We start from the raw sequence: 13,761 nt of genomic DNA, 5'->3' as shown, positions 1-13,761 counted from the left end.
TTCTCCCTTGCGAATCGCATCAGGAATACCGCGTGCCTTACCCAGCGCTACACCTACATATCCATTACCGTCGCCGACGACCACAAGCGCGTTCCAACTCGCTGTCTTACCACCCTTATGGGTTTTAAAGACTTTGTTAGTTTGTACTATTCGCGAGCTTAAATTTAGCGTATCAGGGTCAGGTCTGCCTTCGATCATAACTCCTCCAAATCCAGTCCAATCTTATCTTTAGAACTCTAATCCGGCTTTACGTGCTCCATCAGCGACTGAAGCAATGCGGCCATGGTAGCGGAAACCACCTCGGTCATAAACGACCTTGTTAATTCCCTTTTCAATGGCTCTTTTTGCGATAAGCTCGCCAACTGCAACTGCAGCTACTTTGTTACTCGTCTTGCCCAAAACACCTTTGAGCTCTTTTTCTACTGTCGATGCGGCAGCTAATGTCATACCTTGAGCATCATCAATTACTTGCGCATAGATGTGCTGATGGCTTCGAAACACCGCCAACCTTGGACGGTCTAATGTACCCGCCACTGACTTTCGGACGCGTATATGACGCCGATTTCGTTCTATATGTCTATTTGTTTTCGCCATTTATATCTCCCTAACGCAGCTTATCCCGTAGGCCCGCGGGGGCGAACCGCCGAGTGACGGATAGCTGTTATTCCTACTTCTTACCGCCAGCCGTACCACGTTTGCCGGGCTTGAGCTTAATCTTTTGACCAAAGATTCGAATACCCTTGCCCTTATATGGGTCCGGTGGCCTAAGACGCTGAATATCAGCAGTCTGTTGGCCGACGGTTTCTTTGTTAATTCCGCTAATCTTCACAAAAAGCGCGCGGCTCTGTTGATCCGTACCTGCTTCGAAGGTAATGCCGGGACGAGGCTTAACACGTGCCGGATAGGATAATCCAACACTAAGCACTAATTCCTCGTTCTCGATCACAGCGCGATAACCAACGCCAACGATCTCAAGCTGCTTCGAATAACCATCGTTCACACCTTTGACCATGTTGTCAATCAACGTTCTGGTCAAGCCATGAATTTGTCGATGGCGATACTGATTAGTTGGTCGCTCAACAGTGACAATACTGTCTACCTGTTTGATAATCATGTCTTGCGAAAGCTGGCGAGATAATTCACCCTTAGGACCCTTCACCGAGACATTATTAATTTTATCTATAGTAACCGTGACACCCTGTGGAACAGGGATTGGTTGTCGTCCAATTCTTGACATGGTGAATCCTCCTTACCAGACTTCGCAAACCACTTCGCCGCCGATGTGCCCCTTGCGAGCATCCTTATCGACCATCAAACCATGCGAAGTTGATACAATCGCTATACCCTGCCCTCTTAATACGGGCTTCAGACTAGCGGATTTCTTGTAGATACGTAAGCCTGGCTTACTCACCCGCTGAATATATGTAATTGCAGGTTTCTTATTCTTAACATCATCATATTTCAGATGAACACGAAGGCGCGGGAATTTCTCATCCTTCAGAACATCAAAACCTTTGATTAATCCTTCACTTTGAAGGATTTTAGCTATCTCAAGTTTGATCTTCGACATAGGCGCATCAATTGCAGTAAGGCCCGCTCGGCCACCGTTTCTTATACGTGTTAGCAGATCAGCTATCGGATCAGTATGCATTTATTCTCCCCCTACCAACTCGACTTCGTAACGCCTGGCAATAGACCCTTATGGGCCATGTCTCTCAGGCAGATACGGCATAGATTGAAATAGCGGAAGACCCCGCGCGGCCGTCCACAGATACTACAACGCGTGTAGCCTTGGACTTTAAATTTTGGTTTTCGTCTTTGCTTGACGATCAAACTGGTTTTCGCCATGATCCCTCCACCGCCTGCGGTATTGCCTGTAAGGCAACCAGTCCAGACGCGAACCGATAGTATACCCTGAATTGAGGCAGGTATCGGTTACCCTTCCTCTTCCTTGCGCTCTTTGATGTACTTATCGATTAATCCCTGTGCAACATGCGCTGGGACTTCCTCGTAGTGTGAAAACTCGGTACTAAATCTACCTCGACCTCGTGTAAGAGATCTAAGATCAAGCGCGTACTTCATCATCTCAGACTGCGGCACGTTAGCGCGTACACGCTGTCTGCCGCCTCCGATTGATTCCATTCCAAGCGGACGTCCTCGACGACCATTAAGGTCGCTGATGACATCTCCCAAAAAAACTTCTGGAACGATAACATCTAGAAGCATAACCGGCTCAATCAGTGTTGGAGAGGCCTTCTTGGCAGCGGCATCGAAAGCCATCTTTCCCGCCTGCTTAAATGCATGCTCCGAAGAGTCAACATCGTGATAAGAACCGTCAACAACAACTGCCTTGACATCTGCAACCGGATAGCCAGCCAAGAAGCCGGTTTCTAAAATTTCACGAACACCCTTTTCAACTGCAGGGATGAAGTTGCGAGGGATTGATCCACCGACTACTTCATCAGCAAACTCAAAACCCGCGCCTCTTTCAAGCGGTTCGAGTCTCAGCCAGCAATCACCGAATTGACCACGGCCACCCGTCTGTCGCTTGAACTTACCCTGAGACTTAGCGATACCTTTAATGGTTTCGCGATAAGCAACCTTCGCCTCTTCTATTACAACGTTAACACCGAACTTCGACTTCAAACGTTCGATAACAACATCAAGGTGAGTATCACCCATACCGCTGATAATCGTTTGGTGCAACACCGGGTCACGATACGAACGAAATGTCGGATCTTCTTCAACTAATCGCTGAATTGCAGGTCCTAGCTTATCCTCGTCCGGCTTGCTTGCCGGAGCAACTGACAAAGTGTAAATCGGGTTCGGAAACTCAATAGCAGGTATCGTCAGCGACTTTGCCTTTTCGCAAAGCGTATCGCTCGTGCTGGTTTCCTGCAACTTAGCAACAACTGCGATATCGCCCGCAGGCACTTCGGATGTTGCATCAAAGTTCTTGCCACGTGGGAAAGAAACTTGCCCAAGTCGCTCGTCTCGTTCCTTTAACGTATTGTAAACAGTCGTATCAGACTTAACAGTGCCGCTGACAACCTTGAAATAGGTGATCTTGCCAACATAGGGGTCGGCGGTAGTTTTAAAAACAAATGCCGCAAGCGGACCAGCAGCATCTGCAGTCAGCTCAACTTCTTGCCCCTTACTGTTTACTGCATTAATCGCAGGTCGCTCGGCAGGTGACGGCGCTAGTGCAACGATGGTGTCCATTAAAGTCGTAATGCCAACCCCTTTAATTGCTGATCCTATGTGTAAGGGAGCAATCTTCTGGTTAACAACACCGGCTTTTAAACCATGCATTACTTCTGCTGCCGTCAGTTCCTCGCCTTCAAGGTACTTCAGCGCTAAATCGTCATCACCTTCGGCTGCAGAGTCCATAACCTCAGCGCGAAGAATATCAGCTTGGGAAGCCACATCACCCGGGATAGGACCTAGGTTCGCTTCTTTATCGCCTCCATCCAAAGCGACCATCTCCACCAAATCCACAATACCGTGGAAGCTGGTTTGATTACCAAGCGGCAGTTCTAACGGAACAATCAAACGACCATAGCGAGATCGCAATGTCTCCATAAGACCGTTATAGTCAGCATTATCTCGCTCCATTTTATTCACATAAATGAATCGAGGAATACCATACTTTTCGGCCAGCTCCCATGCGTTCTCAAAACCGACATCTAAATCACGCTGTGCTGGCGTTACAATAATCATCGCATCAACAATACGAGCTGTGCTGTAAAGCTCACCGATGAAATCAGGGAAACCAGGAACGTCAATCAAGTTAATCTTGCAATCTTTCCACTCTAATGGAAGAACGCTGAGGTTAAGGCTGATTTTTCGTTTAATTTCATGAGTATCAAAATCAGAGACAGTATTTCCTGCATCTACTGTGCCGATACGGTCAGAAGCGCCAGCAATAAAAAGCATGTGCTCAGCTAGAGTTGTCTTACCAACACCATTATGCCCAACTAATGCAACATTGCGAATGTTATCGGCGCTATAACGCTTCATTTCGGCTAACCTCCAATTCGATATATCTTCGAAATTTTTTACTTCGCTTGAAGTGGTAAACCCATCGACTTCAGGAATACTCTCGCTTCTTCATCACTCGTCGCTGTCGTGCAGATGATGATGTCCATACCTCTGATCTTGTCAACCTGATCGTAAACAATCTCAGGAAAAACCAACTGCTCTTTGATACCGAGAGAGTAGTTCCCGTGACCATCGAATGACTTCGCTGATAAGCCTTGGAAGTCGCGCATTCTTGGAAGCACGACATTAACCAACTTATCGAAGAAGTGCAACATTTGCTCACCGCGCAGAGTGACTTTGCATCCGACTCGCATACCTTTACGCAAGCGGAAGTTAGAAATAGCTTTCTTTGCTAAGGTAACGACAGGTTTTTGTCCTGTAATCAACCCCATGTCACGCACGGAGTTATCCATAAGCTTCTGGTCTTTATCACCACCACCGACACCCATGTTGAGAACAATCTTCTCTAACTTAGGCACCTGCATGACAGAGGTGTAATTAAACTCCTTCATCATGCTGGGGACGATATTCTTCGCGTACACTTCCTTCAGACGCGGAGCAACCCTCACTTGGACAGCCGTCGCAGCAGCCTTCTTTTCGACTTTACCACCCTTAGGAGCGGTTTCGGACTTAGTCTTCTTTTCAGAAACAGGCTTGACCTGTTTCGCTTCTTTTTGTTCTTCCTTAGGCATTCCCGTTCTCCTAAACCGCGTCTATAATTTCGCCGGACACCTTAGCGTATCGAACCAGTTTGCCTTCGAATATCTTTCGACCAACACGAGTTGGTTTGTCAGAATGAGGATCGATCAGCATAACTTTTGATACGTTCATTGGCGCTGGCTTTTGAATTCGTCCTGCTTGTTGAGCTTGTGCAGGGTTCTTAGCGTTCGGTTGTTGCTTTTGATGGCGAGTAACTAAGTTAATACCACCAAGGGTAATGGTTCCTTTGGAAGGATTGACATCAATCACTTGACCGCGCTTACCGCGATCCTTACCGCTAATAACCATCACCGTATCGCCCTTTTTAATTTTAGGCTTGGGTGTATCTTGTCGCTGCAACATTCTATCCTTAAATTTAGAGGCCAAAGGCATTAGAGCACCTCCGGGGCAAGGGAGATAATCTTCATGAAGCCACGATCTCTAAGTTCACGCGCAACCGGTCCGAATATGCGGGTTCCACGCGGCTCCAACTGAGGTGTAATCAGGACGCACGCATTATCATCGAAACGCACAGTAGAACCGTCAATTCGACGATTGGAACTTTTTGTACGAACGATAACGGCCTTGACGACTTCGCTCTTTTTGACGGGCATATTCGGTGTGGCAACTTTAACAGCTCCCACAATAATATCACCGACATTACCATAGCGTGCGGCAGAGCCTTTCATAACACGGATACATAAAATTTCGCGAGCCCCTGAGTTATCTGCTACTCGCAATCGAGTATAAGGCTGGATCATGAGTTAATCTCCTAAAATCGACTGGCGGACAAACCGTCAGTTCAACCTACTTCACTTTTTCAACAATTCGTACGATGCGCCAATGCTTCTCACGGCTAAAAGGTTTAGTCTCCATAATCTGGACCAAGTCGCCGATACTGCAATCATTGGCTTCATCATGAGCTTTAAACTTCTCTGTACGGCGGATAATTTTGCCGTATATCGGGTGTCGCATCAATCGCTCAACCGCAACAACAGCCGTTTTATCCATTCGGTTGCTAACAACACGACCGACACGGACTTTTCGACTACCTCTTGCTTCAGACTTTGTTTCGACAACGGACGGAGCCGTTTCTGACTTATCTGACTTAGTAGATTTAGCCACTACTTTCTTTGCTTTAGGCGCCGCTTTTGGCTTTACTACTTTAGCCACAGGCACTACTTCTTCAACAACAGGCGTCTCTACTTCCGTCACAGATACTTCCTGTTCCTCGTTAGGTGTAGTTTGCTCTTTATCCTCGATCATGCGCTTCCTTCCTTCTGCTTGGCGCTTATAAGCGTCAAGATTCGCGCGATGTTGTGGCGCGTAACCGAAATACTCTTATAGTCATTGAGCTGTCGTAACTGACCTTGACGATGAAAATCAAACAAGTGTGATTTCTGCTTGCCCAATTCATCTTGAAGCTCGATAACTGACATCTCGCGCAGTTGATTGGCCTTTAACGGTTTCATGCTGCTCCCTCAAAATCGCGTCGTGTAACGAAACGGGTGTCGATCGGAAGTTTATGCATTGCTCGGCGAAGAGCCTCGCGTGCAACTGATTCTTCAACGCCAGCCATCTCGAATAAAATTCGTCCACGTTTAACGACCGCAACCCAACCTTCAGGAGCGCCCTTACCGCTTCCCATTCGAGTTTCAGCCGGTTTCTTTGTATATGGCTTATCAGGGAAAACGCGGATCCAAACTTTACCACCGCGCTTAATATATCGGGTCATAGCAATACGAGCAGCTTCTATCTGGCGGTTAGTTAGCCAGCAAGGCTCGAGTGCTTGAATACCGAACTCACCAAAATCAATTTTTATGGCTCCACTGGCCATACCGGTCATACGGCCTCGGTGCTGTTTACGGTGATCCTTCACCGGTCTCTTAGGCATCAACATTATTCAGAGCCACTCCCTTCGCTTGCACTGCTCGGAGCAGTTTGGGCTTGCGTTTCAACAACTATAGGTTTATCAGTAGGCGCTGGTCCCGCCTGTAATGGCCGACCGCCACCACGACTTCCACCACCACCGCCAGCAGGTCCACGACCACGTCCGCCGCCGCCAGGACCACCAAAACCGGCTGGGCCACCTGGTCCACGACCACGTCCGCCACCACCAGGTCCACCTGGTCCGCCATCTCGGTCGCCATAACCGCCTCGGCCACGACCACCGCCACCACCAGGGCCACCGCGTCTCGGTCGTTCAACCGGAGCTTCTTCGCGAGGTCTCATCTCAGCTAATCCACCAGCTGCACGAGTTCTCTCGGGTAGAATTTCACCCTTAAAAATCCAAACTTTGACACCGATTGCGCCATAGAGGGTAAAGGCAGTTGCCTGACCGTAATCCATATCAGCACGAAGCGTCTGAAGAGGAATCTTGCCAGACTTATCGCTTTCACGTCTCGCCATTTCAGAGCCGCCCAAACGACCGGCTACTGCAATCTTAATGCCTTTAGCCTGCAGTCGAAGCGCTCTCGTCATTGCTTGTCGCATCGCTCGACGGTGTGAAACACGTCGTTCGAGGTTACTTGCGATATTCTCCGCAACGAGTTGAGCATCCAAATCCGGCTGTCGAACTTCGTTGACATTAACGGAGACCTTTGAATCAGCGGCGCGTTTATGGACGATAGCAGCCACAACAGCGCTGACCTCCTCGATGCCTTTACCGCCGCGGCCGATAATCGCGCCCGGTCTAGCAGTGTAAAGAGTAACCTTTACTCTGTCAGCCGCTCGTTCGATTTCAATGCGCGCAACACCAGCATTTGCCCAACGCTTTTTAATCGCGAGACGGATCATCGCATCTTCGTAGACTATCGCGCCATATTGCTTCTTATCCATGAACCATTTACTTTCCCAGTCACGGATAATTCCGATGCGCATACCAATCGGGTGAACTTTCTGTCCCAACTCGTAGCCCCCTTTAGAGCATTCTGCGGCAGAAGCCGCCTAACTGCTCCTATTTCTCTTGCGACTCCGCCACTTTCGGCTTAGTCGTTTTTCTAGTTTTCTTCACTGGCGTCTCATCAAGAACCACAGGAGTCTGGCCGGTCACAACCGGAGCAACTGTTTCAACAGCTGCATCTTCCTTAGTCTTCTTGGTTCTTGTTGTCGCCTTAACAACAGGTTTAGGCTGTGTTTCAGCAGTAGCTGTTCTGCGCCGCTTAGGTGTAAGAGGTACGATGCTGTCCTCTACCACTACAGTAATGTGGCTCATGCGTTTCAAGATATGAAATGCCCGGCCCATTGCTCGCGGCTGAATTCGTTTAATTCTTGGGCCTTCGTCAACATAGACCTTCGAAATTTTGAGTGTGTCTTCACTCATGTTTAAATTTTCTTTCGCATTCGCAATCGCAGATGCAAGTACCTTGCCGACATATCTGGCGGCATCCTGAGGCATGAACTTCAGGTGGTTTAGAGCTGCCACTGCAGGCAAGCCTCTCACTTGATCAACGATCAACCGAGCTTTCCTCGGCGGAACACGTAAATATTTTCCAACCGCTCTGACTTCCATCGTTCTCGTCCTCTTCCCATGTCGCAGGCATTTGCCTGCCAATCCGACATCCTAATTAGTATCGTCTTAACTCGACACCAAACGACGATCCGTTATCTGACTCGGGAGGTCTTATCACTACCCGCATGACCGCGAAACGTACGCGTTGGCGCAAATTCACCCAACTTATGACCAATCATGTTTTCGGTGATAAACACCGGCACATGCTTTCGACCATCATGCACCGCTATCGTGTGCCCTATCATTGCAGGCACAACGGTCGAGCGGCGCGACCAGGTCTTCACGATCATTTTCCTATTTTCCACGTTCAATCGATCAACTTTTTTCATCAAGTGATCGTCTATGAACGGGCCCTTCTTAATCGAACGAGCCATCCATTACCTCCGATGCCAGTTCCTAAACTATTTCGTTATCAATTAGAGAGACGGTCTTACTTAGACCGGCCTCGTACTATGTACTGATTCGTACGCTTGTTATGTCGAGTTTTAAGACCCAACGCAATCTTACCCCAAGGAGTTGCAGGACCTTTTTTGCGTCCTACAGGTGACTTCGCCTCGCCACCACCATGCGGGTGGTCACGTGGGGACATAACAACACCACGAACGTGCGGGCGGAAGCCCTTCTGTCGGCGCTTGCCTGCTTTTCCGTATGATTCGTTTTCGTGCTCGGGATTGCCCACCTGCCCCACTGTTGCATAACAGTTAAGGAATATCAATCGCATTTCACTGCTGGGCAACCTAAGAGTAACATAATTGCCTTCTTTCGCCATTACTTGTGCGCCGACACCGGCGCTGCGAACGATTTGGCCACCACGTCCAGGATTAAGCTCAATGTTGTGTACAATTGTACCGAGCGGAATGTTGCGAAGCGGCAGTGCATTACCCGGTTTGATGTCAGCCGTTTCTCCTGCTGTCACAAAATCCCCAACATTTAAATTAGAAGGTGCGAGAATATATCGTTTCTCGCCATCTTTATAATGAATAAGCGCGATTCGGCAGGTGCGATTAGGATCGTATTCAATCGCAGCGACTTTGCCAGAGACATCAAGCTTATTTCTTTTGAAATCAATAATTCGATAGGCGCGCTTATTACCGCCACCACGGAAACGAATAGTCGTTCGACCGGCATTATTTCTACCACCGGAGCTTTTAAGCGGCGCAAGGAGTGACCTTTCAGGATCAGTTTTGGTGATCTCCGAATAGGTCGGCGATATCATAAAACGTCGCCCAGGCGATGTCGGTTTTCTCTGCTTAACTGGCATATGTTCTCCTCATCACTTCTCTAATCGCAACCGCGTTAGACTGTGAAATCCTCAATTGTCTGGCCAGGTAATAGCCGTACAGTCGCTTTCTTCCAATCCGGTCTTTTGCCGGGGGTTCTGCGAGCGTACATCTTGGTCTTGCCATGCACGGTCGTGGTATTGACTTTTATCACTTTAATCTTATTAGCTTTATAGATGCCTTCAAGTGCGAGACCGATCTCGATCTTGCCGGCGTCCATCGCAACTTTAAACTGATAACGTCCTTCTAACGACATCTCGACCGAGCGTTCCGTAATGATCGGCCCAAGTATTATGTCATGTAGGTCTTTCATTTAGCCCACGCCTCCTCCAACATACTCAGCGCGCTCTTTGAAGCGATTATCTTGTGCGAAACCAATAAGTCTCTTGTGGAAACATTAGGGGCAGTCCGCAGCATCACAAAAGGAATATTGCGGAAGCACTTAATAGCCATTTCATCATGAGCGCCTAAAAGCACCATAACGCGCTTTTCTGTGGCTCCAACATTCGCCAAAAACTCTGCTGCTAATCTGGTCTTTGGTTCAGCAAAAGAAATCTCATCAATTGCGATTAAAGCTCCATCGATAACTTTTGAATTAAAAGCGCTCTTGATAGCCAGTTGGCGTTCCTTGCGATTAACCTTCTGATCGTAATCGCGAGGATGAGGTCCAAAGCATACGCCGCCGTGTGCATAATGAGGAGCTCGGATCGTTCCCTGTCGGGCTCGACCGGTCTTCTTCTGCTTGTAAGGCTTACGCCCACCACCGCGAACATCGCTACGCTCTTTTGTTTGTGATGTACCCTGGCGGCTATTAGCTTCTTCAGCCAATATTGCTCGGCGCATCGAATAAACATTTATCTCAATACCACTAATGGCATCATTCATTTCGTAAGTGCCGATATCTTTACCATCGCGGTTCCAAAGCTTAATAGTAGCCATTATGCTCGCCTCCGACCTTCACGCGCTACGATTACAAGTGAACCATTTGCACCTGGAACCGAACCACTTACCAGCAACAGGTTTCGTGTAGCATCAACAGCTACGACCTTCAGGCCTAATTGTGTAACTCTTTCATCACCCATATGACCAGGTCGCTTGGAGCCTTTGAAAACACGCGCAGGGCCTGTTGCACCATTCGAAGCCGTTTTACGGTGAGTCATATTACCGTGGGTCGCATCAGCGCCATGAAAATGGTACCGTTTAACACCACCCGCAAAACCTTTTCCTTTGGATTGACCAGTAACGCGTATCCGCTCGCCTTCAGTGAAAACCTCATCAACCTTAATCTCTTGACCAAGACTGAATTCGCTTACATCCTGCATGCGGATTTCGCGTAAAAATCGTTTAGGTGTAACGCCAGCCTTTTTAAAATGGCCACGATCAGGGCGATTTGCCTTACGCTCGGGGATTTCTTCAAAACCGAGCTGCACTGCGCTGTATCCTTCTTTTTCAGGCGTTCTTATTTGGGTCACTTGTACTGGGCCGGCTTCTAAAACCGTCACGGTGACCATCTTGCCGTCTGTATTGAAAATGTGGGTCATACCCACTTTACGTCCCAAGATTGCGGGAACCATCTTGTTCTCCTTGTGTAATCGCAGCGGCTTGGTCGACCACTCATGCATATCGCTACTATAGTAATAGAATTTAACGCATAAATGGACTACAGGTGGCAGTTGAAGAGTATATCAGAGGTAAATCCAGCTTCGAATGTCATAGTTCAGCTTCTGTCTTTATTGCTTTGCCTCATTTGAGGTTTGATCAAAGCTCGAAGATGAGGCGCTAACGCCTCTGATGCCGATCTATGAGATTTGAAACAGAGAGTTCTGTTTTCTTTTTTCAACCACTCACGGCTTATGCCGCCTAGTTCGACCAATCCACTTGTTATCGATCTCTTAGATAATACCCTAAGTTAGAGCTTAATCTCAATATCAACGCCGCTTGGAAGGTCTAACCTCATTAAAGCGTCTATAGTTTTGTTACTCGGCTCTTGGATATCGATCAAACGTTTGTGAGTTCTTATCTCAAAATGCTCCATCGATTCCTTATCAATGTGAGGACCACGGATAACGCAGAACTTGCGAATATCCGTCGGTAACGGGACTGGACCGCTAATGCGGGCGCCCGTAGATTTTGCCGTCTCGGCAATCTTCTCTGCCGATTGGTCGAGAATTCGATGATCGTATGCTCTTAATCGTATTCTGACTTTATCCCGTCGCATATACTCTCCACAACTCCTAGGATACTTCGGTTCGGGCATCATTCACCGCCCGAACCGATATTGCATCCTTTATTCGTATATCTTAGTAATGACGCCTGCGCCGACCGTTCGGCCGCCCTCGCGGATAGCGAAGTGGCTTCCTGTTTCCATCGCGATCGGATCGAGTAACTCGATCGACATCGTAATGTTATCTCCCGGCATAACCATTTCAACGCCTTCCGGCAGGTTCAAAGTACCGGTCACGTCAGTCGTGCGGAAGTAGAACTGCGGGCGATACCCGGTAATAAACGGGGTATGACGTCCACCTTCATCTTTGGTCAAGACGTAAACTTCACCATCGAACTTAGTGTGAGGCTTAATCGAGCCGGGCTTGGCAATAACCATGCCGCGCTCAATATCCTTGCGGTCAACGCCTCGCAGAAGAAGACCAACATTATCGCCTGCTTCTGTTCTGTCCAACGTCTTGCGGAACATTTCAACACCAGTACAGATAGCCTTTTTAGGTTCGTGCTTCAAACCAACAAGTTCAACTTCAGTACCGGTTGTCAACACGCCGCGCTCAACACGACCGGTGGCAACAGTGCCGCGTCCGGTAATGGTGAAAACGTCTTCAACAGCCATTAAGAAAGGCTTATCGATTTCGCGTTCCGGCAGCGGAATATGCTCATCAAGGGCCTTTACAAGTTCAAGAATAGCCTTAGTTCCGTACGGACCGGTATCGCCGGCAATCGCCAGAGTTGCAGAACCGCGGATCACAGGGGTGTCATCACCGGGGAAATCGTACTTGCTAAGAAGTTCTCTAACTTCCAGCTCAACCAAGTCCAACAGTTCCGTATCTTCAACTAGATCGGACTTATTCATAAACACAACGATAAAAGGTACGCCTACTTGTTTAGCAAGAATGATGTGCTCTCGAGTCTGAGGCATTGGGCCATCAGCAGCGGAGACAGTCAAAATTGCGCCATCCATCTGAGCAGCGCCCGTAATCATGTTCTTAACATAGTCGGCGTGACCAGGACAGTCAACGTGCGCATAGTGACGTGTGGCCGATTCATACTCAACGTGCGAAGTTGCAACCGTCAAGATTTTAGTTTCGTCACGGCGGAAATTCTTAGCATCCGCATGCGCCACTTCGTCATAAGTTACGAACGTAGCAAGCCCTTCATCCGCCAGCACCTTGGTGATGGCGCTAGTAAGGGTTGTCTTACCGTGGTCTACGTGACCAACGGTGCCCACATTAACGTGTGGCTTTTTTCTTTCGAATTTGGCTCTAGCCATCTTTTTGTTTCCTCCATCCCTCGGGCTGGTAGTGTGCGTGCAAAGCTTTGACAATTAAGTCTTTAGCGTTCCACATCCATTGCCCATATGCTTACCGTTTAGCTAACTGGCCGCCGGTTTGTTTCGCGACCAAATCTTGTGCAATATTTTGAGGAACTTCCTCATAATGCGAAGGCTGCATATGCGGTGCAGCGCGTCCCTGTGTTAGCGATCGCAGTTGTGTAACATAACCGAACAACTCGGATAATGGCACCTGCGCCTTGATAATTGCAACACCGCCGGCAGCTTCATCCATGCCTTCAATTCGGCCTCTTCGCGAGCTTAAGTCACCTATGACGTCACCCATATACTCTTTAGGAGTAGTGATTTCCACTGACATCACTGGTTCCTTCAAAGTTGGGTTAGCTCGTTTCATCGCTTCCCTAAAGGCTAAGACACCTGCCATTTTAAAAGCATTTTCGGATGAATCTACCTCATGATACGAACCATCTACGAGCGTCACCCGAACATCGATAACCGGATATCCTGCCACTGCGCCTGATTCGAGCGCTTCTTTTACGCCCTTCTCAATCGCTGGCACAAACTCTCTCGGGATCGATCCACCAACTAATTTGTTAACGAACTCATAGCCGCCATCAGTCTTCGGTTCAACGACCAACACACAATGTCCGTATTGACCGGAACCACCGGATTGGCGTATATAACGGCCTTCCGCTTTGGCCTTTGTTCGAACC

At 48.3% G+C, this 13,761-nt stretch carries 22 protein-coding genes; all 22 read right to left on the bottom strand.

Annotated elements, in window-relative coordinates:
* Nucleotides 1-198: 30S ribosomal protein S5 (rpsE, locus tag WCO51_03330; GenBank protein ID MEI6512288.1), on the bottom strand; the 198-nt coding region annotated here is incomplete at its 3' end.
* A 30-nt stretch (nucleotides 199-228) separates the two neighbouring features.
* Nucleotides 229-594 carry a 50S ribosomal protein L18 gene (gene rplR, locus WCO51_03325; protein ID MEI6512287.1) on the bottom strand — a complete coding sequence of 122 codons (366 nt, stop codon included), beginning with the start codon at nucleotides 592-594 and terminating at the stop codon, nucleotides 229-231.
* Between the two features lie 73 nt (nucleotides 595-667).
* On the bottom strand, nucleotides 668-1,237 hold the full coding sequence (gene rplF / locus WCO51_03320; GenBank protein ID MEI6512286.1) for a 50S ribosomal protein L6: 570 nt from the start codon (nucleotides 1,235-1,237) through the stop codon (nucleotides 668-670).
* Between the two features lie 12 nt (nucleotides 1,238-1,249).
* Nucleotides 1,250-1,651, bottom strand: coding sequence for a 30S ribosomal protein S8 (gene rpsH / locus WCO51_03315; protein MEI6512285.1), 402 nt, complete (start codon nucleotides 1,649-1,651; stop codon nucleotides 1,250-1,252).
* A gap of 11 nt (nucleotides 1,652-1,662) precedes the next feature.
* Nucleotides 1,663-1,848, bottom strand: coding sequence for a type Z 30S ribosomal protein S14 (locus WCO51_03310; protein ID MEI6512284.1), 186 nt, complete (start codon nucleotides 1,846-1,848; stop codon nucleotides 1,663-1,665).
* An 87-nt stretch (nucleotides 1,849-1,935) separates the two neighbouring features.
* On the bottom strand, nucleotides 1,936-4,020 hold the full coding sequence (gene fusA, locus WCO51_03305) for an elongation factor G (GenBank protein ID MEI6512283.1): 2,085 nt from the start codon (nucleotides 4,018-4,020) through the stop codon (nucleotides 1,936-1,938).
* 38 nt (nucleotides 4,021-4,058) lie between these two features.
* Complete coding sequence (gene rplE / locus WCO51_03300; GenBank protein ID MEI6512282.1) at nucleotides 4,059-4,733, bottom strand: 50S ribosomal protein L5; 675 nt, start codon at nucleotides 4,731-4,733, stop codon at nucleotides 4,059-4,061.
* Nucleotides 4,734-4,743: 10 nt separating this feature from the next.
* On the bottom strand, nucleotides 4,744-5,103 hold the full coding sequence (gene rplX, locus WCO51_03295) for a 50S ribosomal protein L24 (GenBank protein MEI6512281.1): 360 nt from the start codon (nucleotides 5,101-5,103) through the stop codon (nucleotides 4,744-4,746).
* Nucleotides 5,104-5,132: 29 nt separating this feature from the next.
* Complete coding sequence (gene rplN / locus WCO51_03290) at nucleotides 5,133-5,501, bottom strand: 50S ribosomal protein L14 (protein ID MEI6512280.1); 369 nt, start codon at nucleotides 5,499-5,501, stop codon at nucleotides 5,133-5,135.
* A 46-nt stretch (nucleotides 5,502-5,547) separates the two neighbouring features.
* Nucleotides 5,548-6,006, bottom strand: a complete 459-nt coding sequence (gene rpsQ, locus WCO51_03285) for a 30S ribosomal protein S17 (GenBank protein ID MEI6512279.1) — start codon at nucleotides 6,004-6,006, stop codon at nucleotides 5,548-5,550.
* On the bottom strand, nucleotides 6,003-6,212 hold the full coding sequence (gene rpmC / locus WCO51_03280; protein ID MEI6512278.1) for a 50S ribosomal protein L29: 210 nt from the start codon (nucleotides 6,210-6,212) through the stop codon (nucleotides 6,003-6,005). Before rpmC ends, rpsQ begins: the two co-directional genes overlap by 4 nt.
* Nucleotides 6,209-6,640, bottom strand: a complete 432-nt coding sequence (gene rplP / locus WCO51_03275) for a 50S ribosomal protein L16 (protein MEI6512277.1) — start codon at nucleotides 6,638-6,640, stop codon at nucleotides 6,209-6,211. Before rplP ends, rpmC begins: the two co-directional genes overlap by 4 nt.
* Nucleotides 6,640-7,647 (bottom strand): 30S ribosomal protein S3, encoded by a 1,008-nt coding sequence (rpsC, locus tag WCO51_03270; GenBank protein MEI6512276.1) that lies wholly within the window; start codon nucleotides 7,645-7,647, stop codon nucleotides 6,640-6,642. The genes rplP and rpsC overlap by 1 nt, the downstream gene beginning before the upstream one ends.
* A 49-nt stretch (nucleotides 7,648-7,696) precedes the next feature.
* The gene (gene rplV, locus WCO51_03265) at nucleotides 7,697-8,251 is read right to left on the bottom strand and encodes a 50S ribosomal protein L22 (protein ID MEI6512275.1); all 555 of its coding nucleotides are present in this window, start codon (nucleotides 8,249-8,251) and stop codon (nucleotides 7,697-7,699) included.
* 92 nt (nucleotides 8,252-8,343) lie between these two features.
* Nucleotides 8,344-8,625, bottom strand: coding sequence for a 30S ribosomal protein S19 (gene rpsS / locus WCO51_03260; protein MEI6512274.1), 282 nt, complete (start codon nucleotides 8,623-8,625; stop codon nucleotides 8,344-8,346).
* Nucleotides 8,626-8,681: 56 nt separating this feature from the next.
* Nucleotides 8,682-9,512, bottom strand: coding sequence for a 50S ribosomal protein L2 (gene rplB, locus WCO51_03255; protein ID MEI6512273.1), 831 nt, complete (start codon nucleotides 9,510-9,512; stop codon nucleotides 8,682-8,684).
* A gap of 35 nt (nucleotides 9,513-9,547) precedes the next feature.
* Complete coding sequence (gene rplW / locus WCO51_03250) at nucleotides 9,548-9,844, bottom strand: 50S ribosomal protein L23 (protein MEI6512272.1); 297 nt, start codon at nucleotides 9,842-9,844, stop codon at nucleotides 9,548-9,550.
* Entirely contained in the window at nucleotides 9,841-10,470 is a 630-nt protein-coding gene (gene rplD, locus WCO51_03245) for a 50S ribosomal protein L4 (protein MEI6512271.1), read from the bottom strand. Before rplD ends, rplW begins: the two co-directional genes overlap by 4 nt.
* Nucleotides 10,470-11,105 (bottom strand): 50S ribosomal protein L3, encoded by a 636-nt coding sequence (gene rplC / locus WCO51_03240; protein ID MEI6512270.1) that lies wholly within the window; start codon nucleotides 11,103-11,105, stop codon nucleotides 10,470-10,472. The genes rplD and rplC overlap by 1 nt, the downstream gene beginning before the upstream one ends.
* A 335-nt stretch (nucleotides 11,106-11,440) precedes the next feature.
* The gene (rpsJ, locus tag WCO51_03235) at nucleotides 11,441-11,749 is read right to left on the bottom strand and encodes a 30S ribosomal protein S10 (protein MEI6512269.1); all 309 of its coding nucleotides are present in this window, start codon (nucleotides 11,747-11,749) and stop codon (nucleotides 11,441-11,443) included.
* A 69-nt stretch (nucleotides 11,750-11,818) separates the two neighbouring features.
* A complete protein-coding gene (gene tuf, locus WCO51_03230) occupies nucleotides 11,819-13,027 on the bottom strand; it encodes an elongation factor Tu (GenBank protein ID MEI6512268.1) in 1,209 nt (402 codons plus the stop codon).
* 91 nt (nucleotides 13,028-13,118) lie between these two features.
* The coding region (fusA, locus tag WCO51_03225) for an elongation factor G (protein ID MEI6512267.1) at nucleotides 13,119-13,761 on the bottom strand (643 nt) is incomplete at its 5' end.

It is taken from the genome of bacterium (assembly GCA_037131655.1).
In the GTDB taxonomy this organism is placed as follows: domain Bacteria; phylum Armatimonadota; class Fimbriimonadia; order Fimbriimonadales; family JBAXQP01; genus JBAXQP01.
This window is presented reverse-complemented; position numbering and strand designations above follow the sequence as displayed.